Here is a 24,702-nt window from a genome sequence, read left to right as displayed (position 1 = left end):
ATTCTTCGGTATGAAATGGTCACTTGATGCACGGAGCCTATGAAGGATAGGGCGTCAAATCCTACAATCTACGCAAAAGTCATGCTAGTATTGCCCGCTGTCGTAAGCGCTTGGGTTTTTACTCAAGTATCAGTTATCTATTCATCCTTCTTATTAACCTTTAAAACGGATTAAAAACCCTTTAATCAAGTGCGGTTAATGTGTCATTAGGTGGAGTGTGTATGTCCGAATCTAACAATCAAGTACGTGAAAATATCAGTATGCTCGGTGGGATACTGGGGGATACCTTGTTACGCCATGAAGGGCAAAAGTTGTTAGATAGAGTTGAGAAAATCCGGAAGCTGGCGAAAAAAGCCCACAAACATAAAGATGAAACTGCACGCCAGGAACTAATAGAGGCGCTGCATGAAATTCCCGATTCAGAGTTGCTTCCGGTTACCCGTGCCTTTAGTAAGTTCCTTAACTTGGTGAACATCGCCGAGCAACACCATGATATCTCACGCTTTTGTGCCGATGGTGTATGCCGTCAGGATAGTGTTCAGGCGTTAATCCAGAAACTGCGAACAGCCGATATTCCCCGTGAAGAGATTATTGCCGCAGTAGACAACCTGTCTATGGAGTTGGTGTTAACCGCTCACCCGACAGAGGTGACACGTCGAACTCTCATCAATAAGCAGGCAAAAATTGTTGATAGTCTCCTTAAGTTGGAGTTAAAGGACTTAACTGAGGCGGAGAAAAATGAGGCAAAGCAGACCATTGAACGTTTGATTTGCCAGGGTTGGAATACCAACGAATTTCGTGCCGCACGGCCAACCCCGGTTGACGAAGCCAAGTGGGGTTTTAACGTGGTTGAGCATTCCCTTTGGCAGGCTATTCCAGAGTTCGTTCGAGAACTTGATGAAACGCTGCATGATGAGTTGGATATCTACTTGCCGGTTAATGCTGCCCCAGTTCGCATCGGCAGCTGGATGGGCGGAGACCGAGACGGCAACCCATTTGTAACACACAACGTCACTCGAGAAGTGTTATTGATTGCGCGTAGTATTGCTGCGAGGCTGTATGTACGTGATTTAACGGCTTTAATGGATGAGCTTTCTGTTTCGTGTTGCACCAAAGAAGTGCGAGAGTTGGTTGATGATGCAGCCGAACCATACTGGGCAATAATGCGTAAGTTGATTGCCGATCTAAAAGCCACGCAAAAATGGATTGACGGTCAGCTAGAAGGCAAAAAAGATCAGGGTAAGAATATTATTACTCGCTCAGAGCAAATCATGCAGCCGTTGTTGCTCATCTACAATTCTCTGGTTGCTTGCGATTTGCAACTCATTGCCGATGGTGAGTTGCGCAATGTTATTCGCAGAGTCGCGGCATTTGGCGTGCACTTGGTTAAGCTGGATATCCGACAAGATGGTGAGCGCCACATGCTTGCGATAAGTGAGCTCACAAATTACTTGGAGATTGGAGATTACGCCAGCTGGAGCGAGGATGATAAGCAGGCATTCCTGATTCGAGAATTAAAGTCCAAACGTCCATTGGTTCCGCTTGATTGGCAGCCTTCTGCAGATACTCAGGAAGTGTTGGATACTTGTAAAGTTGTTGCAGAAACAGACCCCAATTCTTTGGGTATCTACATTATATCTATGGCCAAACAGGCTTCTGATGTATTGGCTGTATTGTTATTGCTTAAGGAAGCCGGTTGTAAGTTTAAAATCCCTGTTGCTCCTCTTTTTGAGACTTTGGATGATTTGGAAAGAGCTGGAGATGTCATCGAAAGATTATTGGGAATAGAGTGGTACCGTGAACACATTCAGGATTCTCAGCATGTGATGATTGGTTATTCCGACTCAGCCAAAGATGCGGGCATGTTCGCCGCAACCTGGGCACAGTACCGTGCGCAGGAAACCCTGGTTGAAATTGGCGATCGCCATAATTTAAAAATGGTTCTGTTCCACGGTCGAGGTGGTACTGTTGGTCGAGGTGGTGCTCCGGCGCATACCGCCTTGTTATCACAGCCTCCTGGCTCCTTAAAAGGTGGTCTGAGGGTGACAGAACAGGGTGAGATGATTCGCTTTAAGTTTGGTTTACCACAAGCCGCGCAAAATAACCTGCGTCTGTATGCTTCAGCAATTTTGGAAGGAAACCTTCTGCCACCGCCAAGTCCAAAAGAAGAGTGGCGGGAGTTGATCGCAGAAATCGCCAAGGACTCCTGTGAAGAATATCGTGGAATTGTTCGTGGCCACAAAGATTTCGTACCTTATTTCCGCGCAGCAACACCCGAGCTGGAACTTGGCAAGTTGCCATTGGGTTCTCGTCCGTCAAAAAGGAAGCCGGACGGTGGTGTTGAGAGTTTGAGGGCCATTCCCTGGATCTTCTCGTGGATGCAGAATCGCCTGATGTTGCCCGTTTGGCTGGGAGCGGGTGATGGCTTGGGTAATGCCATTAAGAATGGTAAGCAACCCTTGTTGGAAGAAATGTGTCAGCAGTGGCCGTTTTTCCGCGCTCGAATTGGATTGTTGGAAATGGTGTTCTTGAAGTCGGATATCTGGTTGGCTGAATACTATGACCGAACCTTGGTTCCTGAGTCACTCTGGGGGCTGGGTCAATCACTTCGGGATCGATTGCAGGAAGCCATTGACCTTGTGGTTAAGATCAATCCAGAACATGGTCTATTGTTGGATGAGCCGGGAATATTGGGGTCCATTCAAACCCGGGCAGCTTACACAAACCCATTAAATTTGTTACAGGCAGAGTTGTTAAAACGCTCACGCATGGCTAAAGACGAGCCAGGTGAAATTGTTGAAAAATCATTGATGATCACCATCGCTGGTGTTGCAGCCGGAATGCGTAACACGGGCTGATACCTTCCTCTAAATAAGTCACCCCGAAATGGGGTGGCTTAACTTCCTCCGTTTCTTTGCTTTTCTCGTCGTGAAAAACGACTAAACAGCGTCAATAATCCGTTTTTTATTCTTTTCTGTATATAGAGCTGGTCTTTTTATAACGACTATATAACCTTTTGCTGTTTCCATATTTTTATCCTGATCTATGCTTTAACAATAAGCACATGAGCAAAGCGTTTTTTTAACAGGATTAGTGGTAGAAATGATGAATCTATTTCGAAAAGTATCGATAAACATGCGGTTGTGGCTAGTACTTGTTTTAGTCATGTTTGGTTTCATCTTAATTACAGTGATCTCTTTGGCGCAAATAAAAAGTGAGATCATGATGGAGAAGGAGTCACAGGTTAAAAAACTCGTGGAGACAGCCTATAGCGCGGTGCTCGATTGGAATGAACGATATCAGGCAGGAGAAATAAGTCGTGAACAAGCAATGCAAGGGGCTAAAACAGCGATAAAAAATCTAAGGTACGACGGTAATAACTACTTTTTTATTATCGATATGGTTCCAAAAATGGTGATGCACCCATTTAAACCGGAGCTCGATGGAAGCGACCTTAGTCGGTTCGCAGACCCCCATGGTGTGCTGCTATTTAGTGACATGGTCAGCGTTGCCCGCAAAAGTGGCCAGGGCATGGTGCCATATAGTTGGCCTAAAGGCGGAAATGAAAAGCCTGTGCCTAAAGTTTCTTTTGTCAAAAGCTTTGATGAATGGGGATGGATTATTGGTTCCGGTATTTACATCGATGATGTTGATGCAATTTTCTGGAAAAATGTCATGACCTTGGCATCAACTAATCTGATATTGCTGTTGGCATTTGTTTCTGGTCTATTCATGATGACCAAAAGTGTTCTATCTCCACTGAATGACACCACTGAGGCGTTGACCGATATCGCTGAAGGGGAGGGAGACTTAACCGTTCGCTTATCGGAACTAGGTTCTGATGAAATCACCAAGCTTTCTCAGGCTTTCAATGTTTTCACTTCAAAAATTCAAAAAATCATTTCCGAAGTAGGGGATGTAGCAAAAACACTCAGTAACGAATCTGATTTATTAGCCAGTGCGGCTGCACGGAACAGTGATCACATTCAAGAGCAGGAAATGCAGACACATCAGGTTGCAACAGCAATGAATGAAATGGCTGCAACCGTGAATGAAATTGCTCAAGGTGCGGAAAAAGCAGCGCAAGCAGCAAAAGAAACGGATCATGAAACTGCTGCGGGGCAAGAAGTTGTTAATGAAACGGTCAAGGCAATTAATACTCTTGCGGAAGAGGTCTCCCATGCTGCAAATGTTATTGACACTTTAAATAGCAACACAGAAAAAATTGGCTCCGTACTGGATGTTATTCGTGGTATTGCGGAACAAACGAATCTACTGGCCCTGAATGCTGCGATTGAAGCTGCGCGCGCTGGTGAACAAGGGCGAGGGTTTGCTGTTGTGGCCGATGAAGTACGAACTCTGGCTGCACGTACTCAAGAGTCTACGCAAGAAATCAATCAAATGATCGAAGATTTACAACAGGGGGCAGCGGAAGCGGTAAAAGTTATGCAAACGGGCCGAGACTCTGCCCAGCAAACTGTTGAGCTGGCGAGTAAAGCCAGGGTGTCTTTAGAAAATATTGCCAGCTCTGTGGCGACAATCTCAGATATGAATATGCAAATCGCGAGTGCTGCAGAAGAGCAAACTGCGACTGCCAGGGAAATTGATATGAATGTGGTTCAAATATCGCAGTTGTCGCAACAGTCCGCACAGGATACAGAAAAAACAGCTAAGTCTGCGCATGACTTGGTTGCTGTAAGTGATTCACTGAACAATATGGTTAAACAGTTTAAATACTAAATCCGGACGAAAGCAATTTGCATTTTATGGCGTGTGTTTACTTGACAGAGTGTGCAAATTACTTATTTGTCAGTAAATGTGTTGTATCTAACAAGGTGTCTTTGAATTGTGTGAATACATCATCATTCTCTGGAAACTACAGCTTTCGTAGACCAAACTTACGTCATGCGGTCGCTTTGATAATGACAGGATGTATTCAGAGTGTTAATGACAAATCCACCATACAGGCACATTTCGATCCCGTCGACGGTGTTTAATCAATATCGGAGTATGGTTTTATGCGCTATTTAGACAGCCATACACTGGTTGGTGTGCTGCTAACATGCTGTTTATTCCTACTGACAAATAGCCATCGTTTTTTTGAGTACGTGAATGATACGTCTAGGAAAAAACTACCTTTCATTTTCTTTGCGTCTATTACCGTATATTGGCAGTTGTTAATCATTGTTCATTATTATTTGGACGAGCGTTATCTAGCTCTATTAATCTCCACCACAACCATTCTTGTCATTGGTCTACCAATATTCTATTGGCTATCTCGTTTTTCCCCCATGCCCAGTGTGTCGCTGATCTCTTTGGGGGCATCGCCTCTTTGTATATATAACACCAGCCATAGTGGCATGAATATGGGCTCAAAGTCTGAATCCATTTTCCGCTTTTCTTTGGAACTTCTGCCTACAGGATTATTGGTTATAGATTGTGATAGGAAGATTCGGATTGCCAACCGAGCTTTGGAAAAAATGTTTGGTTATGACGAAGGAGAGTTGAACGGTCAACTGTTAGATGTATTGCTACCGGAAGGTTTTGTTGGTCATCATATACAACTAGTCGATGAGTACATGCAAAACCCCACTCAGGATTACGCGATGGCGGCCGGCCGTATGGTTAGAGCCGTCTCCAAAAATGGCGATCTGGTGTGGGTTGATATTCGTCTTTCCGTTCACGACTTTGAAGGTGAAAAACATGCATTCGCATCTGTTGTCGACCTAAAAAGTAATGAAGAAAACCGGGCAAAAATTAATGAATCATCCAACCGTATTCGACGTGCAATTGATGCTGTACAAGATGGGGTGTGGGAATGGAATCTGACCTCTGGCGTTGTTTGGTTCAGTTCAAAAATGTTGAAAATGCTGGGGGTTAACACCGATACCGAATATTCCAACATTGATATTTGGTTAGACCATGTTCACTCTGATTATGTTAAAGAAATGCATACGGCCATTGAGAAGCATTTACTGGGTGATGCCCCCTTTGATATGGAGTATTTAGGCAAGACTGAATATGGTGACTACCAATGGATGCATGCCCGAGGAAATGCAATTTTTAATGAGCTCGGTAGTGCAATTCTTTTCTCTGGCACACTATCAAACATTAATGCACGTAGGAATCTTGAATTTCAGTTAGAAGAACAGTCTAATTTTCTGAATGCGGTTTTGGAAAAATCGCTCAGTGGGATGTACTTATTCAACTTGAAGGGACAGGTTAATACCTTTATTAACCAGCAATACACGGAAATTACAGGTTATACCCTGGAAGATCTGACGGAACTTCAAGACAAAGGGCAATTAATGAGCCTGTATCATGATGAAGATCTCGGCAAACTCTCTCGTCATTTGGATGATGTTCTGTTGGATAAGGGGAAAACCGGAGTTCCACTTGAATATCGGTTTAAACATAAAAACGGCCAGTGGATCTGGTGCTATTCCCGAGATTCAATCTATTCGTACTATGAATCGGGTGAGCCTAAAGAAATGTTGGGCACATTCTTTGATATTACCGAACTAAAAAGCCGCGAAGCCCAAATTGCGATTCTGGCAAAAGACTATTTTGTCACCTTTGAACAGGCTCCTGTTGGTATTGCTCACGTTGATACAGAAGGGCATTGGAAAAAATCAAATAAAACACTGCGGGATATTCTCGGCTATAGCGCCGATGAACTGCGGGGAATGCTGTTTCAGAAAGTGCAATATTCTGATACCCAGTACGCTGATTTCGAAATGATGAAGCGTTATCTGGCGGACGGTGCGCATCAATATTCATCGGAAAAGCAATTTATTAAGGTGAATGGCGAAGTTATTTGGGTAAATCTGACAGCTTCAGTGGCACAGGACGAAACAGAGGAAGTTACACACTATATATGTATTATTGAAGATATTTCTGAACGAAAACGTATTGAAGAATCTTTGGCGGAGTCCAATAAAGCATTAGAGCGTTTTGCTTATTCTGCTTCTCACGATTTGCAGGAACCTCTTAGGAAGATAAGCACTTTTTCTGACTGTTTGAAAGATCGATTGCAGGGTGTCTTAGATGATCCTGATGCAAAGTATGAACTGAATAAAGTGATTGAATCCTCAAAGCGTATGCGCGAAATGATTGATAGCTTACTTTTGCTCTCACGTTATTCAAGACAAAAAGTTAATCGGGAGAGAACAAAACTATCGGAAGTAATTCAATGTGTCGAAGAGGACCTGTCAGAGCCCATTGAGTCTAACTCAGCTGAGATAAAGCTTTCTAAAGACTTGGTTTTGAACGTCGATTTCAATTGCTTTCAAGTGCTTTTTAGAAATCTGATTTCCAACAGTATTCGTTACAGGAAGAAAAGCGTGTCACCTCGGATTGTTATCGATCATGATGTAAACAATATGGGGGTAGTGATTACCTTTAAGGATAACGGTGTGGGGTTTGAGGAAGAGTTTAATGAACAGATATTTGAACCCTTTCGTAGGCTGGTTGGTAAATCCGTCAAAGGTCATGGAATGGGGTTGGCTTTGTGTAAACAAATTGTTGAAGCCCATGACGGAAAAATTTTTGCTAAAGGCAAGCCGATGGAAGGTGTTGTTTTTACAATATTACTTCCATATAAGAGTGGAGTGTTAGTCAATGATTAGCCCTGTACGATCAATACAAATGGTGGTGGCTGATGATGATTTAGATGATCAATACATGTTACGTAAAGCGGTTGAGCAGACCCAATATAATGTGAATTTAAAATGCTTGGATTCTGCAGAAGAGTTACTGGATTATTTAAATATCACCATAGCCAATGACCGGAAAGGTCTCCCGGATCTGGTTTTACTCGATTTGAATATGCCTGGGATGGGAGGCAAAGCTGCATTGAAAAAAATACGTGATTCTGAAAAATTAAATACCATCCCGATTGTTGTATATACCACATCTAACTCTCAGTTGGATATTGACGAAGCCTATAGCACAGGCGCAAACACAGTGATCGTTAAACCGGGAACATACTCTGAGATGATCGGGATGGCACAAAGCCTCTGCGATTACTGGATTGGTGTTGCCCGGACAAGCCATAAACTGATATAGCGGGTATGTCCCAATGAATAGCGGTAGAAAAATTTCTGTGTTGGTAATCGATGACGATTATGATGATTTTTACATCGTGAATCGGATGTTGTCGAGCATGCAGGATATTTCATTCAATTTACTTCACGTATACGATATTGAAAGTGCTGAAACGGCACTACAACAATCGAAAGTGGATGTTGCATTGCTGGATTTAAATCTAGATAAATACATGGGAATTAATACGCTTATTCATTTCAAGAAAAGTGCATCAGAAATTCCGGTTATCGTTTTTACCGGGAGTAATGACGAAGGTATGGGTGAGTTAGCTATTCGCGAAGGGGCAGAAGACTATATCCCCAAAAATGATGTTTCTGCGTCGGTTTTGTCTCGCTCTATTTGTTACGCAATAGAAAGGTACGAATTAAAAGTTCAGTTGGAAAAACAGCTAAAAACAGATGTGCTGACGAACTTGTATAATAGAGCTGCATTGTTTGATCGACTAGAAATACTGATTGATTATAGTCAGCGGGCTCATGACTCAAAGCTGGCTGTGGCTTTACTTGACTTGGATGAATTCAAAGGGATAAATGATCAATATGGTCATCGATCAGGTGATGAATTACTAAAACAGTTTGGTTTGCGACTAAAAAATCACCTTCGAGCTTCAGATATGGCGGCGCGCCTGGGTGGAGATGAGTTTGTTTTGGTTTTTACCAACTATCAGTCCATCGATAATTTACTTTTAGCGTTGAAGCAAAAACATGAAAATCTTGTGAAGCCCTACAAGATCCTGGTGAATAGTCATGTGAAGGAATTCGTTATTGGTATTAGTATCGGTATATGTGAGTGGATGCCCGGCATGACGCCTCAAAAGCTTTTGTCTTACGCCGATGAAGCAATGTATGAAAGTAAACGAAAGGGAAAAAACCAACTCTCTATTTATAGCTTGGAAGAGAAGTAGCTTATCCAGCATAGGGGATTAAAAATTTGCTGACATAGTGCTTTTTTATGCAGTTAAATATTAAAGTTGAGCACCCTCATTAGGGTGCTCAAGGTTGTCGCCTCCAGTGTTGGTCGATTTTACTTTCGTTAATAATCAACCTTATAAATAATTTTATAGGCGACTGGAACAAAGATCAGGGTGAGCACTGTTGCAAAGCCCAACCCAAACATGATTACTACGGCCATGCTGACAAAGAAAGCATCGAATAGTAAAGGAATCATACCCAATATGGTTGTGACAGCTGCCATGGATACCGGCCGGACACGACTTACACCCGCATCAAATAGAGCATCTTTTACCGACTTACCATCTTCCAGCTCAATCGCAATTTGTTCGACAAGAACAATACCATTTTTAATCATCATGCCCGATAAGCTCAGGAAGCCAAGAAGTGCCATAAACGTAAAGGGTTGATTAGTGATAAGTAAGCCAGATGTAACACCTATCATGGCGAGCGGAACCGTAACCCAAATTACACCTGCAGATCTGAATGAGTTAAACAGCAGGACGGTAATGATAAACATGATGATATAGCCGAGGGGGAGGGCGCTAAATACCGCGACCTGGGCATCTGTTGACGCTTCATATTCTCCACCCCATTCAAGTTTATAACCTTCAGGCAAGGGGATGGCTTCGATTTTTGGTCGAAGTTCGCTAAACAAATCCGCAGCGGTCTTTTCTCCCAGAATACTCGGGTCAGCAAGAACCGTGAGCGTGCGTTTTCGGTCGCGACGAACAATAATCGGGTTTTCGTATTGCAGTTTGAATTCACTCACCACTTGCGTAATTGGAATATACTGGTTAGCCGCTGCACTATATATTTGCAGGTCTTTCAAACTGTTTATCGTTGTTCTTTCCTCTTCGGGAGGGCGAATAACAATGGGTAGTAAGTCGGTACCATCTCGATAAAGACCGACAGGTATACCGTTAAAACTCATCAACAATAAACTATCGAGATCTTGTTTGCTGATACCAACCCGTCTTGCTGCTGGTTCATTAAACTCCGGGCGTAGCACTTTGGTTAACTGTCGCCAGTCGTGACGTATATTGCGTGCATCAGGATGGCTTTTGAAAATTGTCTGAGTCTGATCGGCTAATTCTCGCAATACTGCCGGATCGGGGCCGGTAAATCTTGCTTCGATTTTTGCATCCGTAGACGGGCCAACTTCCAGACGTTTGATTTTATAGGCCACCTCAGGATGCTGATTATTCATGTGCTCGATGAGTTTAGGCAGTTGTGCATCGATAGATTCCAAATCTGACATACGAATAATCAACTGCGAATAGCTTTCGTAATATTTTTCGGTCTCATAGGTCAACATAAACCGAGTGGCACCACGTCCAACTGTTGTGGAAATCTGCTCAACGCCGGGCTGACCAAGTAGATGATTTTCAATTTCCTCCGTTATTTTGCTGTTACTACGGATATCTGTGCCTTGTCGATACCACAGGTCAAGCATGAACATAGGCGTGGTGGATGGCGGGAAGAAGGATTGCTTGATCATGCCAAAACCCAAGACAGATGCCACAAGCAATGCAACCATTACGATACAGGTAAGTACAGCATGTTTAAGCGAGAAAGATAATAGCTTTTTATACCAGACGAATAGGGTACCACTATAGGGATCGATATCGATATTTTCGGCAAGGTTGTTTTGCTTGGCTTCAGCAAAAATAAAATCGGCAAAAAAAGGTGTCACTGTAATTGCTGTGACCCAGCTGAGTAACAGCGATATGAGTAACACCCAGAACAAACTACCGGCAAATTCGCCAGTAGCATCAGAGGACAAACCAATAGGAGCAAACGCGCAAACTGCAATGATGGTCGCACCCAGTAGGGGCCATTTTGTTTGTCGGACAATGAGGGATGCCGCGTCGATTTTGCTCATCTTTCTTTGAATACCAATGAGTATGCCTTCCGTAATGACAATGGCATTATCGACCAGCATTCCAAGAGCAATAATGAGTGCGCCGAGCGAAATTCGCTGTAATTCAATATCCATTTGTTTCATGAAGATGAATGAGCCGAATACTGTAACTAATAGGATGAAGCCGATTAATATGCCTGATCTCATGCCCATAAAAATAAACAGGACAACGATTACAATAGCAACAGCTTGAACCAGGTTAAGAATAAAATCAGAGACTGAACGGTCAACTTCATTGGGTTGATTGTATATGTACTCAAGATCCATACCTGCCGGGCGCGAGCTATCCAGTTCTTGAATACGTTCGTCAATGGCGTGACCAATATCGACTACGTTCACGCCGGGTGAAAAAGAAATACCGATCAATAATGTTGGCTTGCCGTTGTATCGGACAACATTGTCGGGGATTTCTATAAAATCGCGTGATATTTTTGCAACGTCCCCTAGGTAGATAAGTTCCGCTGCACCGGGGTTACTGATAATCAGTGATTCCAGTTCTTCAACAGATTGAAATTCACCCGTTGGATGAAAGCGAATAATCTCTGAACCGACAGAGACTCGCCCAGCATTTGATACCTGGTTTTGTGTATTGAGAATTTGACTTAAGCGGTCTGGAGATATGCCAAAAGACGACAGTTTGGCTCGTGATATCTCGACAATTACCTGCTCCTGTTGCTTGCCCTGTACATCAACTTTGCCAACACCTTCGACCAGAACAAGTTCTCTACGTAAATAATCTACGTAATTACTTAAGTCGTGTTGATTGTATCCTTCCCCTGTAACCGCAATCAGAATGCCAAACACATCGCCAAAGTCATCTTCCACCATTGGAGGATTTACGCCAGGGGGGAGGTTAGGCGTGAGGTCATTTATTTTCCGACGTAATTCATCCCATATTTGCTGTAAGTCGTTCTTACGGTAGTGGCTATGCATTTCCACCATAACCTGAGACAAACCTGCAGTTGAATAGGATTTAACATTGTCGACATAGGGGAGTTGTTGAATCGCATTTTCGATGGGATAGGTCACTTCCTCTTCAACCTGCATTGGAGAAGCACCGGGATACAGCGTTACCACCATTGCCTGCTTGATGGTAAATTGCGGATCTTCAAGGCGACCGAGGCCGAAAAATGCAATGGCCCCACCCAAGAGTAAAATGGCGGTAACAAGCCAGCTGGTGGTTTTATTGGTAATAAAATAACGGGCGATGTCCATCTGTTATAGCCCCCGTTCCTGATGCCAGAAGCTGACTAACTGGTTTTCGGTTAAGCGATGAACGCCGGCAACTACGACAGTGTCACCAAGTTTTAACCCGTCCAGAATATTGATACCGTCTCCGGTAAAATCACCGGTTTTTACAGCCGTTTTCTTTAAACGCATATCATTACCAACCAACCACACGTAACTTTGGGCGTCTGGTGTGTCTTTATCACTGAATATAGCGTGACTCGGTAAAATGATTGGGGTCATGGGCTTTTCCAAAACGATATTCATATCGACCAGAACTGTAGCCGTCATACCGGGAAGGACATTAAATTCATCAGGGTGCGGTAAGGAAAAAACAACCTTAAATGTGTTGGTTGCCGGGTCGCTTTGCGTATCAAACTCTTTTATATCCGCTTTATATTGTCGTTCTTTATGGGAATCAAAATAGACTTGCGGGTTGTATTGGAGGTTTTTCTTCGCCCGGGACATGATCTCTTCCGGTACCTGAATGGCAATGTCAATCGTGCCGAGTGAAACGAGGTGAAGGATGGGTTGTTTAGCAAGAATATTTTCGTAATTGTCGATAAAAAGCTTGGATACGTAGCCGGAAAAAGGGGCTTTTAGCTCGGTATAGTCCAGATTGAGTTTTGCCGAATCCAGAGCTGCTTTTGATACTTGCAGCTGCGCTTTCGATTGATCGTAGTCTGAGGCTGATATCAGTCCCTTTTCGTGCATTGATTCGATGCGGGAAAACTGGGACTCGGCTAAATCGTAGTTTGCTTTTGCCTGATCGTAGGCGATCCGGTAGTCCTTCTGATCCAGGCGGGCGAGTGTTTGTCCTTGCTCGACTTTATCTCCAGCTCTTACCAGAAGCTCGGTTAATTCGCCGGAAACCTTAAATGTCATCTCCGCGTCTTCTGTTGCCTCAACTACGGCGGGAAACTTCCGGATGGGCGACGCGTGTTCGCTGCCAATGATTTGCGTTTTCACCGGGCGGGCAACTTCTATGGTTTGAACGTCTTGTTTATTGTCACAACCTAAAACGATGAACGGAAGTATGCAAAATACTAGTAAACGTTTATTGAATTTGGTCATTCGGGGTCCTTAGTTGTATGTTGTAAAACTTGTTTATTCTCATTCGCAACTTTAACCACTCGTTTGACCATCTCGATGGTATCAAGAGCGGTTTGCTGAAATGCGGGTTGCCGTGCAAGAAGGGGAGTGATCAGATTGTGTTCTTCAATAAACTCATTCAAGAATGCAATTTCTTCATTATCGAGCATTTCATTTTGTTCCACTTTTTCGGCCAGAAGCTGGGCTCTGGGGATTTGGTGTTCAACAAAATGCTGTGTAACGGCTTTAATGATGTGTTCGCCATTGTTGCACATGTACTCTGCTCCTCACTCGCGGACGCGGGCACTGATAATGAGTCGCATAGTAGCTGTGGAGGGTGTAAAATAATATTTAATGTTATCTCACTAGATGTTAAGTGTTGTTTATATGAACCTGGAGCAGATTCGGTTTTTCATTACTGTAGTAGATACTGGAAGTCTGTCGAAAGCAGCAGAAGTTCTGCATAAAACCCAGCCGGCAATATCCATAGCACTCAAGAAGCTAGAAGAATCCCTCGGCGTTCCCTTGTTATCCCGGAGTAAATACCGCCTGGAGCTCACTCCAGAAGGGGAGAAGCTACTGCGGCATTTTCGTATCATGCATCGGCAGCAGTCGATTTTGCGTAGCTATGCTTCCCATCTCGCAGCGGGAATCGAGAAGGAGGTTAGCATTGCCTACGATGTGTCCACTGCCGCTGATGAGCTCTTTAATGTGATTAAGGAGGTAAAATCCGAGTTTCCTATGACCGAATTGCATGTCTCCGGTAAGGAGCGACTCGGGGCGCTCAATAGCCTGCTTAAAGGCGAAGTTGATATCGCAATATCACCTTGGTTACCGACCTTTCTCTCTTTTGGTGATTTCGAAACAACGGTATTTTCCGACATGCGTTTAATCGATGTTCTTCATCGGGATTTGGTCGATTTTGATACCAGCCAGGGAATAACCAAAACTCGGTTAAGCCACATCCCCCAAATTATGCCGAAGTCTTTTGAGTTGGATGTCGACTCAGATACAGTTTTCTTCTCCGATGGGATCTCCATTATCAAAACCGATGACTTGTTTAGCCAGAAAGCACTTTTGTGTGCAGGAGCAGGTTGGGGAGCGATCCCTGAACACTTGGTGGAGCAGGAGCTCAAAAGTGGCATTCTCAAAAAAATTGTCATTGAGGATCTTGGCGGCAATGCGTTTGTTGAAGTGCACGTTGTAAGAATGGCGACGAGTTCCGCCGGGCCGGTAGCTTCACGAATTTGGCAGTTATTACACAAGTAAGTCGTAAATATTTCGTTGAACAAAAGACTTTGTCTGTTGATTTGCCGGTATGGCGAACTTTTGTCATTTCATTCTTTATACAAAGCTATTTCCTTTTGTGCGACCCAAGATAGATTTTGTAAAAGTATGTAAAAATGCATCAGATATCTTTTGGCTTTTACATCTTTCTGTTAAAAGCAGACTTTTGATTTGGTACAATATGCGAGCTGTTTTTTAATAGATAATAAAATCGTACAGGCGTTTTCGTCTTATTTCTTTTAATGCAATACGTGCCATTCTTTCATGTATCATCGGCAGTGCATTGTAAGAAAAATAATAAAAATCATTGTTTATTCTTTGCAAACAAAAAACTAATAAGGGTCGGGTCGTGAATAATCTATATCGCTATGTGGTAGTGATTTATTTGGTTTTTGTTTCCAGTCTTGTGTCGGCGGAATCAGTAGACTGGATGCTAAACGTGTTAAAAAATGGAGATTATCAGGATAAAGTTGAAGTGTATCGGTCGGTTGCTGAGTTAGGTGGGGAAAGGGATGCTGCAGTACTCGACCAAATACAGGATAATGTCTTTGCCGCTTTTAACGGAAAAAGTCGTAGTAAAATAGTTCGTGATGAAATTGTTCTAGGGTCAAAAGCTTTAATCGCTAGCGGTCAATACAAATATTATAATTTTGTTGATCAAGTTCACAGAAACGCCCGGTCAAAAAAAATAAAGAACGAAATAGCTCCTGCTTTGGATTCCTATATGGAGTTCGTGGAGTTTAATCTTTTACAAAAAAGCAAAAAATATCGTAAGGCAACCAACTCTCCAACAGAAGCATTCATTATGCGTCTCGTTTCCCATGACAATATCAACTTCAAAACATACGGGGTTAAACATGCGGTGGAATCGGGAAGCTACTTCAATATTCTTGATAACTGGGTTGTCAATATGTTGCAAGGATACAATGAGTTGAATGTAGATGAAGTGCAGCTGGGTCTGGTTAAACAAGGTGCTGAATACTTAAGTTATCACCCTGAGAGAGGTGCATTCAAAGCCGTATTGGTTGAAATGAGTGAACATGCCAAGTCCGAAAGTGTTCGATTGATAGCGGGAGAAAAGCTGGAAAGCTTTGGTTATATGGCTGAGTTGGAGAAAGTAAAAAATAGCCGGGATTATATGAATCAAAGATTTACTGAGGATCAGGCTTATATCTTGCGTCTCATTGATCACTCTTCAGATCAACTGGCTATCTTGGCGCTTGAAAAAGCTGTAAAGGAAAATATTTATTTTGCCGAGTTTGAAGAGAAGGTTGTTACGCGGTTGAGATCGCCTTATTTGGCCAACGAATCTCGAACAGAAAATCTGGATTTTCAGATTTTAGCGTGTCGTTATCTGGGCTTGCATCCGGAGTCTGGAAAGTATTCTCACTTGCTAAATCAGATATCAAATATTACTGACAATAAAGAACTAAGAAAGATGGCCGCCAAACTGGCCGGATAGTGGGTATTAGGTTACAAAGTGGCTGAGAACAAGAGATGAACTGGTGCCAAGAGTGAGAGTAAACCGAAGCTTCTGATATTCCACGCTTGGCCCCTGTAAAATACTTGTAAATCGTTCCAGAGCAAATAGTAGTAAAAGAAGAATGCCACCAATGAGTAGCCAGTATTCATAAAAAAGAAGATAGCAGACTAAAGCTAATGCAAATAGGAGAGCAGAAACGACTATTGGCTTATAGTTTTCAGCAAGTCCTTGTCCCCACCAGGTTCCAGTCATAAAACAGATAATTGCCAAACCGTATGTGGTATAGTACTCATCTATCAGTGTAGAAACCGGGTTTAGAAGAAGCACATATAAAGGGTAGGCAATAAATGGCAATAACCCTAAAAACCCGAATAGGTCAGTCACTGTCTTTATATGGTTCATTACTTCATATCCTTCAAATCACAAATGCATCGGACTTGTTTGTATCTACGGAAAAAAGCGTCTGCTGGATTCTTTAAAGTGTAGCTGTTCGAAGCGGTTGCTCTTGGGCGGTAATACGCAAAGGTTCTACCTTCTGTCGACAATTTCATGACGTCATTATGATGGCGTTGTGTTTTCTATGCCTAGGATCGACTTTTGATGACCGCTGAAAATGATAAGAGTTCTCATCGAAAAGACTGTGTTGTTTGACCATTTATTTCCGCTTTCTTTTATCTCTGTCTCTTGTGTGTCCTCTGTCACAACTAGGGCTTTTTTGTGTGTCCATTAAGGCTTGAGTTTCTTGCCAGACATAAGACCCATCCCTAAATGGTATTGGTTGGCTGTCAAAAATATTCAACAAAATTTTTATAAAATTTAATTTGGTATGAAACTATATGTATCGAAGGAAAATATCTTTTGTTTGACGTTTTATTGCTTGGTGGTTTTGCTGCAGAAAAGGTGCTGAAACGCGCAATTTTTTGATTTTAATCCCGTTTTTTTGTTTTTGAATCTAGACAGATGTAATTTCCTGAACTTTACTCAAGGTAGAAAATATCCATGAGCTTTATGTTATTTTTAATGCGGTCTACTGGACAAAAACAATGCCATTGAAAATAACTTTTTGGCATTAATGTTAGAACAATTCGGAGCTAGAAATACCAATGGGCTATACCCTCGACTATGATCGTATCGAATTAGGTCATTATCTTGAACAACTTACCAAAGAAGAGCTTCTCCCCAGTCGAACGGCCCTGAAAAAACAAATCAATAAACGTTTTACTGCCATTAGTCGACAAGGTATCCGAAACCTCTCTGAATTGCGAAGTGCTCTGCGCTCAAAAGCTCATGTCAGCGAATTCTCATCTGAATGTGGTGTAGAACCGGAGTATCTTTGTTTACTGCTAAATCAAATAAACAGCATGGAAGCGACACCAATGCAATTGGGTGTTCTTCCGGATGTTGATTTTGATGCTGTATCAAAGCTGGCAAAAGAAGGCGTCGATACAACACGGGCTTTATTTGAAGCTGGGTTAACAAGGGAAAAACGGAAAAACCTAGTGCAACACTTGGGTATAAAACCAAAAAGTTTGCTGGAGCTGGTTAAACTATCGGACTTGTCACGTATTCCCTGGGCGGGTGCGGTTTGTTGTCGAGTGATTTATGAAACAGGCATAGATACGGTTGCGAAGGTAGCTTCTACCAACGAAGACTTACTGTATTTGAGAATGCAGTATGTGTTGAAACAGCTTGCTTATCCAATAAAACGACTTCGTCCTGTTGATGCGCAAAGGTGTGTAAAAGCGGCACGTCAATTGACTTTTGATATCCAATACTGATTTCCTGTCTTTTTTGTTGATTTACGACCACGGTCAAATCGAGGCTGTGGTCGTTTAGCCGGTTTTTTGTTCAACAATTGCCTTTGTCATCTTTCCAATGTAAGGCTGATGTCGTGCCCTGTTCATTTCCTTCTTCAATGCTGGCTAAGTTAGCCTGTTAATGGATGTCTACTGACAGTCCACTGTCTGTCCCTCATTCTGCTTCGCCCATTGGTGTGTCACATTTGTTTGCCCTGGCTCGTCTTGTGTAGGAGTGATTAATATAACTGGAGATTCTATCTATGACCTACGCTCAAAAACTGAAGGAACTTACCGAGTTTGGCGATCATTTTGACTACGATATCACCTATATTCGTGAGCTACTGGAGACCTCGCCAAACGGATACAGTAAATTTGAAGGCTTTAGACCCTTGGCATCTCATCGCGAGTTGCTGGGTAGAGAGGCCTATTGGGTGGTTAAGATTGCGGCAATGAAGTCGGAGGACTGTGGTGAATGCTTACAGCTCAATATTCGTATGGCTTTGGAAGACGGGTGTGACCGGATGGTTATTGAAGAGGCGGTTCGCACACCGGAGTTGTTATCCTCTCCCTATAAGGAGATCTTTGAGTATGCTACCAAAGTTTCGTTAAATGAAACGATTGGCCAGCCTCTTGAAGACTATATGATGCAGGTTTTCGATAAAGGACAGTTACTTGAGTTGGGAATTGCAGTGAGCACGGCTAAATTATTTCCAACACTGAAAAGATCTGTTGGGGTGGCAAAAAGCTGTCAGGTGATGGAATTCAGTTTTTAACATTTGAGGTATCTATGCAGGAAACGATCACGCAAACCTATCAGCAAAATAGAAGTCGACTTATCGGGCTAGCGTATCGTATGACCGGTTCCTCTGCTGAAGCAGAGGATATCGTCAACGAGGTGTTTATCAAATTGTCAGAGCAAGATATCTCGACCATAGATAATATTGATGCGTGGGTTTTTCGCGCGACAACAAATCTGTGTTTGGACCATTTAAAAAGTGCCAAGGTGACGAGAGAAACGTATATTGGTCCTTGGCTTCCTGAACCATTTCAGGAGGAAAAGCAAAACCCGGATAGAATTCATGAACTAGACCAAAGCCTGTCTATTGCATTCATGCTTGTTCTTGAGCGCTTATCACCCAAAGAGCGAGTGTCCTATATTTTGCATGATATTTTCCATTTCTCTTTTGATGACATTGCCAATATGGTGGATGAGTCGGCGTCAGCGTGTCGTAAGCAGGCAAGTAGGGCTCGATCCAAATTGGGCAAAAACGTGATACATCAAGAACTGGAAAAACATGAGCAAAAAAAATATGCTCAAGCATTCTTTGATGCTGTTAAACATGGCGATACGGAAGCTTTAACAGATTTACTTGTTGCTGATGCCGTTTTTTATTCTGATAGTGGTGGTAAAGCGGCCGCGTCGTTAAAAGTACTTACCGGTGCAGCGGATATTGCTAAATTTTTCAAATACTATGTTGCTAAAAGCTTCCTTCAGGCAGAAAGCAATCGAAACTATACTTTTACTGAATATAACGGAGCGGTTGGTTTAATTATCAAGGAAGAGGGTAAGGTAATTTCAGGACTGCAGTTTATTATCGAAGATGGGAAGATCAGTCAAATTTATGCGCATAGAAATCCAGATAAGCTTAAGTATATTTCACTCCATTAATAAAATGTTTCTCATTTATTTTGAATGGAGATAGGCGAAAGTGATGTGAACTCAATTTATGTGTGAATAGGTGATGTAGCTGAGAGTATTGTACCGCTTTGCGTCGGAGATGATTTCGCTATACTGACTAAAGATTTGTTAGATTATCTATCATATAAATATGAGTATTGTGAGGTGGTATGAAAGCTTTAGTCACTTTAGCGTTAGTTTTTTCCTTTATTTCCAATTCCGCATTTTCTGCCGAGGCTCATAAAGTGCAGTGTGGAAAAGACCCTTTGGCGTTAAAAAAATACCTTACCTCTGCTGCTAGGGAAGTGACGGCTGAACTATTGATTTTTGGGAAATGTGAGGGCTCTCTACTACTGAATGGATTTTCTAACCTTACATTAAAAGGCGGAGGAGATAACGCAACCATCTTGGGGGGGCTGAGTGATGCCTCTGCCGCTGTAATTGATATAAAATCGGCTTATATTGTGTTGGATAACCTTACTCTATTTCACGCTCAATCTCAGACTGCTGTTCGTGCATCGTTAAATAGTAATGTGTTTCTCAACCGCGTTGCATCGCATATTGATAAGCCTTCCGACGCTTTTTCTCCAAGTTACTCCGCCAATAGCAACAGTAATATAATTGTGACCGGTATGGACGGCGGAATGTTTCGGGCATCCACTAGTTCGCATATCGATTTTCAGGCCGGAAATAAAAATATTCAGGTTCTGGTAACGGATAACTCCGTAGTTAATGCGACTTCGAGCCATTTTAATGCTGTGCAGACTTGGGGGAATGGCTATTTTTATTCCGGAGAAAAATCAGCAGTTGATAAACTGCAAATATACAGCAAGGGTACGGTCGAGGTGTCCAATACTGAAGTGAAGCATCTGGAAATGACTGGTTCAAATCTCTTTGGTGCGTATTATGGGTCTAAAGTTAGCGGACCATTTTCCCTAACGGGGAAGGGAATTATTTTTGAGATTGATGGTTCCACTTTGGAGAACTGGCAGGGCATTGATAACCCGAACGCGCAAGTTGGCGGCCACGATGCGTCGATTAACGGTAAAGTGTTTAAAGGTTGGACTTGGACTGGCGAGGTGCCAAAATAATAACTGTTTGATGTGTATATATTGAAGGGGTTGTGGGAAGTGAACGTTTTTATTCCAGTTTTAATGCGGATTTAATTTTGCTTTCCAGAACTTCAACATCTATTGGTTTTACAATATAGTCGTCAATTCCTTGTTGAATTGCCTCTCGAATTCTGTTCCCTTCGGAAACTGCTGTTACCATCATAAAGTGCGCGTTTTTCAGGGTGTTGGATGCTTTACCTTTTTGGTGGACTTCAAGGCCGGAAAGCTCTGGCATATCCCAGTCACACAGAATGAGATCGTATCCAGATTGCATCAGTTTTATTTTATCAAAGGCTTCTTTACCATCTCTAGCTAGGTCGACATTCTTAAACCCCATATCTGATAAGACTTCCATTAATAGACTGGCGGAATCGCCATTGTCTTCTGCTACTAATACCTTGGCCGCTGCGACGCCCTCCATTTTTTGTTCTTTGCTTGTGGTGTCTTTGATAGGGGGAGCTTGAGCAAGAGGAATTTTGGATATTTTTTGCAGGGCGCTATCCAGAAGTTTTATGGCTTCGATATTTTCCTCTCTGAGTTTGGGGTCCAGTTTGCTGTCTTCGACTGCTTTTCTAAGCCAGGCACGACGCTGGGTCAAAGTTGCAAGAACGATTTTTTGTTCCATTTGAGTGAGCATTGTTTTTTGATCTCAAAACTGAAAGACAAAAGGAGGACAGACTTAAACAAGTATAGTTAGAATAGCGGGCTTCGCTAAGAGAAATAAGGTGGGGCGGTGAGAATGAGTGGTTTGGTTTATTCCCCCATTCTCACTTGACGGTCAGGCAGATAGAACGCGGTTTTGTGCGTGTGCTTTTTTTTGTTCTGAATGGATTTTGTCCATAACTTTCTGCATATATGCATAATAGTCGTCGGTGAGTGTTTTGGATGCGTCTCTCCTGTCACGGGATTTGCGTCGTTTCCGGTGGTAAAGGTCGAGAGACATTTCTTTACAAGGGTCGGCAATTTGCCTTCTATCGTTCCCCCTGCGGCGGTCGACAAATACAAAGCCATTTTTCATGATACATCTCGCAGTTAGTATAAATGATTATTATCTAATCAGTGGTTTTTAACGTCAAATAGATGCTTTAGCCCACTGTGCAAAATAAGCTTAGTCCCTAGGTTATATAATGCCAGTGGGATAGATCAAATAAACAATTAAAACCCCAGTGCAGGCTTATTGATCTTGCGTGGGATTCAGTTGCTGGATAGCCAATTTATGTCGAGAAAACAACGTATTACTGATTTATTAACCTCCGAATTCAAGTCTTCACACTTGGAAGTATTGGATGAAAGTCATGGTCATAGTGTCCCTAAAGGGGCGGAATCCCATTTCAAGGTGGTGATGGTTTGTGAGTCATTTCAGAATATGTCAAAAGTAAAGCGTCACCAGACGCTGTACAAGTTGATGGATAGCGAGTTTGCTGCTGGGTTGCACGCCTTGTCCTTGCACCTGTATACCGCTGAAGAATGGCAAGGCCAAGCTCCTGCTTCTCCTCCTTGTGCCGGTGGAAGTAAATAAGAATGGTTACGTTTTGGTTGAATTTTAAGCTTTTTTTCGGCTAGAATCCCGCCCCTTTTGTAAAGTCATCCCCAGTAAGGTGTTGTGTTTATATGTCTGATCAGATCGTCGTTGCGGCAATGTACAAGTTCGTTGGTTTACCCGAATATAAGGACGTGCGGGAACCGCTGCTTACTTTTTGTCGTGAACAGGGGATAAAAGGCACCTTGTTGCTCGCCCATGAGGGCATTAACGGAACCGTATCCGGTTCCAGGGCGGGCATAGATGCTTTGCTTGCCTACCTTGAGGCAACTCCGGCATTTAAGGGGATTGAGCACAAAGAATCCTATGTGGGTGAACAGCCTTTCTATCGCATGAAAGTGAAGCTGAAGAAGGAAATCGTGACTATGGGGGTTGAAGATATCGACCCCAATGCTGTGGTTGGAACCTATGTTGAACCGAAGGACTGGAACGCGCTGATTGCTGACCCTGATGTGACTGTTATTGATACTCGTAACTACTATGAGTATGAAATTGGGACGTTTTCTGGTGCTGTGAACCCTAATACAGATTCCTTTAGAGAGTTACCGGCTTACGTTGAAAAGCAGATGGACCCGGCGAAGAATAAGAAGGTTGCCATGTTCTGTACTGGCGGTATTCGTTGCGAAAAGTCCACGGCGTATATGAAGCAACAAGGATTTGAAGAGGTTTACCACTTAAAGGGGGGAATCCTGAAATACCTTGAAGAGGTGTCAGAGGAACAAAGCTTATGGCGGGGGGAATGTTTCGTTTTTGACAACCGGGTCGCAGTGAATCACAGCCTGGAGAAAGGCTCTTATGACCTTTGTCATGCATGCCGCCACCCCATAAGGGAGCAGGATAAACTGTCAGAAAAGTATTCCCCTGGAGTGACATGCCCGCGTTGCTACGATCATATCACTCCAGAGCAGAAGGCCCGCTTTGAAGAGCGGCAAAAGCAAATTGCCCTGGCAAAAGCACGAGGCGAAAGTCATATAGGTGAAGGCAAATAAACACCTGCACCTAGTGCTTTAAGTCGAGTTATTTACCAAGCATACGCAGCATGGTTCTATCCTTATCTATCCAGTGATGTTTTAAGGCTGCTACGGTGTGTATAACGATAAGCGCAATAACAAAATTCGCTCCTGCGCCATGAATTCTATGGGCGATTTTACCCAATAGCTCTGAGTCAGGGATCGCAGGCATCATAAAGATACCAAAGAAGCTTACGGATTTTCCTGCTGCTTCGGACATGATATAGCCTGAAAGCGGCATCATCAGAAGGGTAAAAAGCAACAATATGTGAGCCACTTTCGCTGCTGTCTTTTCCCAGTCTTTTCCTTGGGCAACGGATTCTGGAAAGCCACTTATGGCACGCCAGGCTATGCGCCAGACAGCGAGAATCAACACCAATACACCAAAGGATTTATGCAGACCTATTAGTTGGCCTCTATCCGGTGAGTCTGGTAATCCATCCAGATATAATCCAAATGCCAGCATGGAAATCATGAGTAGTGCAAGGACCCAGTGATTGATAATGGATATCTTGCCAAATCGAGAGGTGGTGTCGGAAATGGGCATAGTGAACCTCGTTATTATCGCATTACAAAAATATTACGTTAGCTTATTACTCTATATTATTTAACGCTACATGCATGCAGTTGGTAAAAAAAATGGCGTGTAACGTAGGATGCAGGCAATCAAAATGGTTGCCTACAGACCGGTTGGTCTGTAGTATTCCTTCCTTGTTAGCATTCGTGCTTGATTGTACCGAGATAGATAGTGTTCCCATTATGACTCCATCGCGTGATCCAGAAGCCACCCGTCGACATATATTAGAAGTTACCGCTCAGGCAATGTGCGAAAACGGCTACAAAGCAACAAGTTTGTCCGACATTATCGACAAAGCGGGTGTATCGAAAGGTGCTTTGTATCACCATTTTGCGAACAAACAGGAGCTTGGGCATGCGGTCTTTGAAGAGGTTTATGTTAAACAGTTTCTTGATAATTGGAGTTTTCCATGTTGTGAAGAAACACCTCTTGAAAGTCTTGCTGAGTGGATTAACCAGCTCTCTAGCTGCGTAACCGCTGAGGACCTGAAAAACGGTTGTCCGGTTTGCAACATGGCTAATGAAATGTCGGGAATAGATGAGGTGTTTCGTCTTAAATCAGCAGCGATGTTCAAGGTTCTTACTGATCGAGTGACAACAATTTTGGCGCTCGCCAAAGAGAAGGGTGTGTTAAAGACGGAGGTTGAGCCGGCTGCAGTTGCCAATTTTTTGGTTATTGCCATTCAGGGATACAGTATTCAAGGCAAGTACTCGCGAGATATTGAGTTGGGCAGATCAACCGTTAAATGTATGGCGGATTATGTTCTGTCTCTCAGAGTGGATGGCACCTAAAAAAATTTTGATTAAAAACAGACCGATTGGTCGGTCTGAAAGAAAAAACTGACGTCATCCCGGGGATATGGGCGGCGTTGTACTCTTCAACACAGTTTTTTGATATGACCCAGTTAATGGAGGAAG

At 42.9% G+C, this 24,702-nt stretch carries 21 protein-coding genes; 14 read left to right on the top strand and 7 right to left on the bottom strand.

All coding sequences use genetic code 11. The features are described 5' to 3' along the window. The first annotated feature begins 221 nt into the window (after positions 1–221). From ppc to P5V12_RS11065, 5 genes are all read left to right on the top strand, one after another. On the top strand, positions 222–2,858 hold the full coding sequence (gene ppc, locus P5V12_RS11085) for a phosphoenolpyruvate carboxylase (protein WP_316953153.1): 2,637 nt from the start codon (positions 222–224) through the stop codon (positions 2,856–2,858). 244 nt (positions 2,859–3,102) lie between these two features. Next, positions 3,103–4,740 carry a methyl-accepting chemotaxis protein gene (locus tag P5V12_RS11080; protein ID WP_316953152.1) on the top strand — a complete coding sequence of 546 codons (1,638 nt, stop codon included), beginning with the start codon at positions 3,103–3,105 and terminating at the stop codon, positions 4,738–4,740. Positions 4,741–5,018: 278 nt separating this feature from the next. After that, positions 5,019–7,628 carry a PAS domain S-box protein gene (locus P5V12_RS11075; protein WP_316953151.1) on the top strand — a complete coding sequence of 870 codons (2,610 nt, stop codon included), beginning with the start codon at positions 5,019–5,021 and terminating at the stop codon, positions 7,626–7,628. Further along, positions 7,621–8,067, top strand: coding sequence for a response regulator (locus P5V12_RS11070; protein ID WP_316953150.1), 447 nt, complete (start codon positions 7,621–7,623; stop codon positions 8,065–8,067). The genes P5V12_RS11075 and P5V12_RS11070 overlap by 8 nt, the downstream gene beginning before the upstream one ends. A 13-nt stretch (positions 8,068–8,080) precedes the next feature. Then, positions 8,081–9,010 (top strand): GGDEF domain-containing response regulator, encoded by a 930-nt coding sequence (locus tag P5V12_RS11065; RefSeq protein WP_316953149.1) that lies wholly within the window; start codon positions 8,081–8,083, stop codon positions 9,008–9,010. Positions 9,011–9,138: 128 nt separating this feature from the next. Here the strand turns inward: P5V12_RS11065 and P5V12_RS11060 are convergent, their stop codons facing one another. The 3 genes from P5V12_RS11060 to P5V12_RS11050 are packed head-to-tail and all read right to left on the bottom strand — an operon-like array spanning position 9,139 to position 13,574. Then, a complete protein-coding gene (locus P5V12_RS11060) occupies positions 9,139–12,195 on the bottom strand; it encodes an efflux RND transporter permease subunit (protein ID WP_316953148.1) in 3,057 nt (1,018 codons plus the stop codon). A gap of 3 nt (positions 12,196–12,198) precedes the next feature. Beyond that, entirely contained in the window at positions 12,199–13,281 is a 1,083-nt protein-coding gene (locus P5V12_RS11055) for an efflux RND transporter periplasmic adaptor subunit (RefSeq protein ID WP_316953147.1), read from the bottom strand. Further along, on the bottom strand, positions 13,278–13,574 hold the full coding sequence (locus tag P5V12_RS11050) for a hypothetical protein (protein WP_316953146.1): 297 nt from the start codon (positions 13,572–13,574) through the stop codon (positions 13,278–13,280). Before P5V12_RS11050 ends, P5V12_RS11055 begins: the two co-directional genes overlap by 4 nt. Positions 13,575–13,686: 112 nt before the next feature. Between P5V12_RS11050 and P5V12_RS11045 the strand changes: the two genes are divergently transcribed. Next, positions 13,687–14,568 carry a LysR family transcriptional regulator gene (locus tag P5V12_RS11045; RefSeq protein WP_316953145.1) on the top strand — a complete coding sequence of 294 codons (882 nt, stop codon included), beginning with the start codon at positions 13,687–13,689 and terminating at the stop codon, positions 14,566–14,568. A 367-nt stretch (positions 14,569–14,935) separates the two neighbouring features. Then, positions 14,936–16,048, top strand: coding sequence for a hypothetical protein (locus P5V12_RS11040; protein WP_316953144.1), 1,113 nt, complete (start codon positions 14,936–14,938; stop codon positions 16,046–16,048). Between the two features lie 6 nt (positions 16,049–16,054). Here the strand turns inward: P5V12_RS11040 and P5V12_RS11035 are convergent, their stop codons facing one another. After that, entirely contained in the window at positions 16,055–16,471 is a 417-nt protein-coding gene (locus tag P5V12_RS11035) for a DUF3429 domain-containing protein (protein ID WP_316953143.1), read from the bottom strand. 701 nt (positions 16,472–17,172) lie between these two features. Here P5V12_RS11035 and P5V12_RS11030 point away from each other — a divergent pair. From P5V12_RS11030 to P5V12_RS11015, 4 genes are all read left to right on the top strand, one after another. Continuing rightward, positions 17,173–17,847: a DUF4332 domain-containing protein gene (locus tag P5V12_RS11030; protein WP_316953142.1), complete on the top strand. Its 675-nt coding sequence runs from the start codon at positions 17,173–17,175 to the stop codon at positions 17,845–17,847. Between the two features lie 281 nt (positions 17,848–18,128). Beyond that, entirely contained in the window at positions 18,129–18,641 is a 513-nt protein-coding gene (locus P5V12_RS11025) for a hypothetical protein (protein ID WP_316953141.1), read from the top strand. Positions 18,642–18,655: 14 nt separating this feature from the next. Further along, positions 18,656–19,537, top strand: a complete 882-nt coding sequence (sigJ, locus tag P5V12_RS11020; protein ID WP_316953140.1) for an RNA polymerase sigma factor SigJ — start codon at positions 18,656–18,658, stop codon at positions 19,535–19,537. A 179-nt stretch (positions 19,538–19,716) separates the two neighbouring features. Then, positions 19,717–20,637 (top strand): hypothetical protein, encoded by a 921-nt coding sequence (locus P5V12_RS11015; protein ID WP_316953139.1) that lies wholly within the window; start codon positions 19,717–19,719, stop codon positions 20,635–20,637. 49 nt (positions 20,638–20,686) lie between these two features. Here the strand turns inward: P5V12_RS11015 and P5V12_RS11010 are convergent, their stop codons facing one another. Next, a complete protein-coding gene (locus tag P5V12_RS11010) occupies positions 20,687–21,295 on the bottom strand; it encodes a response regulator (RefSeq protein ID WP_316953138.1) in 609 nt (202 codons plus the stop codon). A gap of 141 nt (positions 21,296–21,436) precedes the next feature. After that, the gene (locus P5V12_RS11005; RefSeq protein WP_316953137.1) at positions 21,437–21,676 is read right to left on the bottom strand and encodes a hypothetical protein; all 240 of its coding nucleotides are present in this window, start codon (positions 21,674–21,676) and stop codon (positions 21,437–21,439) included. A gap of 198 nt (positions 21,677–21,874) precedes the next feature. On the opposite strand from P5V12_RS11005, the gene P5V12_RS11000 reads away from it, so the two are divergent. Continuing rightward, on the top strand, positions 21,875–22,177 hold the full coding sequence (locus P5V12_RS11000; protein ID WP_316953136.1) for a BolA family protein: 303 nt from the start codon (positions 21,875–21,877) through the stop codon (positions 22,175–22,177). A gap of 92 nt (positions 22,178–22,269) precedes the next feature. Next, positions 22,270–23,187 carry a rhodanese-related sulfurtransferase gene (locus P5V12_RS10995; RefSeq protein WP_316953135.1) on the top strand — a complete coding sequence of 306 codons (918 nt, stop codon included), beginning with the start codon at positions 22,270–22,272 and terminating at the stop codon, positions 23,185–23,187. 28 nt (positions 23,188–23,215) lie between these two features. Here the strand turns inward: P5V12_RS10995 and P5V12_RS10990 are convergent, their stop codons facing one another. Continuing rightward, a complete protein-coding gene (locus P5V12_RS10990) occupies positions 23,216–23,755 on the bottom strand; it encodes a cytochrome b (protein WP_316953134.1) in 540 nt (179 codons plus the stop codon). 212 nt (positions 23,756–23,967) lie between these two features. On the opposite strand from P5V12_RS10990, the gene P5V12_RS10985 reads away from it, so the two are divergent. Continuing rightward, on the top strand, positions 23,968–24,576 hold the full coding sequence (locus P5V12_RS10985; RefSeq protein WP_316953133.1) for a TetR/AcrR family transcriptional regulator: 609 nt from the start codon (positions 23,968–23,970) through the stop codon (positions 24,574–24,576). The last annotated feature ends 126 nt before the right edge of the window (positions 24,577–24,702 follow it).

Source organism: Teredinibacter sp. KSP-S5-2 (assembly GCF_032773895.1).
Lineage (GTDB): Bacteria > Pseudomonadota > Gammaproteobacteria > Pseudomonadales > Cellvibrionaceae.
This window is presented reverse-complemented; position numbering and strand designations above follow the sequence as displayed.

What these genes read in the sequence shown, in the direction of transcription:
- P5V12_RS11050 (WP_316953146.1), bottom strand. Translation starts at nt 13,574, where the DNA reads ATGTGCAACAATGGCGAACACATCATTAAAGCCGTTACACAGCATTTT.
- ppc (WP_316953153.1), top strand. Translation starts at nt 222, where the DNA reads ATGTCCGAATCTAACAATCAAGTACGTGAAAATATCAGTATGCTCGGT.
- P5V12_RS11015 (WP_316953139.1), top strand. Translation starts at nt 19,717, where the DNA reads ATGAAAGCTTTAGTCACTTTAGCGTTAGTTTTTTCCTTTATTTCCAAT.
- P5V12_RS11035 (WP_316953143.1), bottom strand. Translation starts at nt 16,471, where the DNA reads ATGAACCATATAAAGACAGTGACTGACCTATTCGGGTTTTTAGGGTTA.
- P5V12_RS11055 (WP_316953147.1), bottom strand. Translation starts at nt 13,281, where the DNA reads ATGACCAAATTCAATAAACGTTTACTAGTATTTTGCATACTTCCGTTC.
- P5V12_RS11075 (WP_316953151.1), top strand. Translation starts at nt 5,019, where the DNA reads ATGCGCTATTTAGACAGCCATACACTGGTTGGTGTGCTGCTAACATGC.
- P5V12_RS11010 (WP_316953138.1), bottom strand. Translation starts at nt 21,295, where the DNA reads ATGCTCACTCAAATGGAACAAAAAATCGTTCTTGCAACTTTGACCCAG.
- P5V12_RS11025 (WP_316953141.1), top strand. Translation starts at nt 18,129, where the DNA reads ATGACCTACGCTCAAAAACTGAAGGAACTTACCGAGTTTGGCGATCAT.
- sigJ (WP_316953140.1), top strand. Translation starts at nt 18,656, where the DNA reads ATGCAGGAAACGATCACGCAAACCTATCAGCAAAATAGAAGTCGACTT.
- P5V12_RS10995 (WP_316953135.1), top strand. Translation starts at nt 22,270, where the DNA reads ATGTCTGATCAGATCGTCGTTGCGGCAATGTACAAGTTCGTTGGTTTA.
- P5V12_RS11065 (WP_316953149.1), top strand. Translation starts at nt 8,081, where the DNA reads ATGAATAGCGGTAGAAAAATTTCTGTGTTGGTAATCGATGACGATTAT.
- P5V12_RS11070 (WP_316953150.1), top strand. Translation starts at nt 7,621, where the DNA reads ATGATTAGCCCTGTACGATCAATACAAATGGTGGTGGCTGATGATGAT.
- P5V12_RS10985 (WP_316953133.1), top strand. Translation starts at nt 23,968, where the DNA reads ATGACTCCATCGCGTGATCCAGAAGCCACCCGTCGACATATATTAGAA.
- P5V12_RS11005 (WP_316953137.1), bottom strand. Translation starts at nt 21,676, where the DNA reads ATGAAAAATGGCTTTGTATTTGTCGACCGCCGCAGGGGGAACGATAGA.
- P5V12_RS11045 (WP_316953145.1), top strand. Translation starts at nt 13,687, where the DNA reads ATGAACCTGGAGCAGATTCGGTTTTTCATTACTGTAGTAGATACTGGA.
- P5V12_RS11000 (WP_316953136.1), top strand. Translation starts at nt 21,875, where the DNA reads ATGTCGAGAAAACAACGTATTACTGATTTATTAACCTCCGAATTCAAG.
- P5V12_RS11030 (WP_316953142.1), top strand. Translation starts at nt 17,173, where the DNA reads ATGGGCTATACCCTCGACTATGATCGTATCGAATTAGGTCATTATCTT.
- P5V12_RS11080 (WP_316953152.1), top strand. Translation starts at nt 3,103, where the DNA reads ATGATGAATCTATTTCGAAAAGTATCGATAAACATGCGGTTGTGGCTA.
- P5V12_RS11060 (WP_316953148.1), bottom strand. Translation starts at nt 12,195, where the DNA reads ATGGACATCGCCCGTTATTTTATTACCAATAAAACCACCAGCTGGCTT.
- P5V12_RS10990 (WP_316953134.1), bottom strand. Translation starts at nt 23,755, where the DNA reads ATGCCCATTTCCGACACCACCTCTCGATTTGGCAAGATATCCATTATC.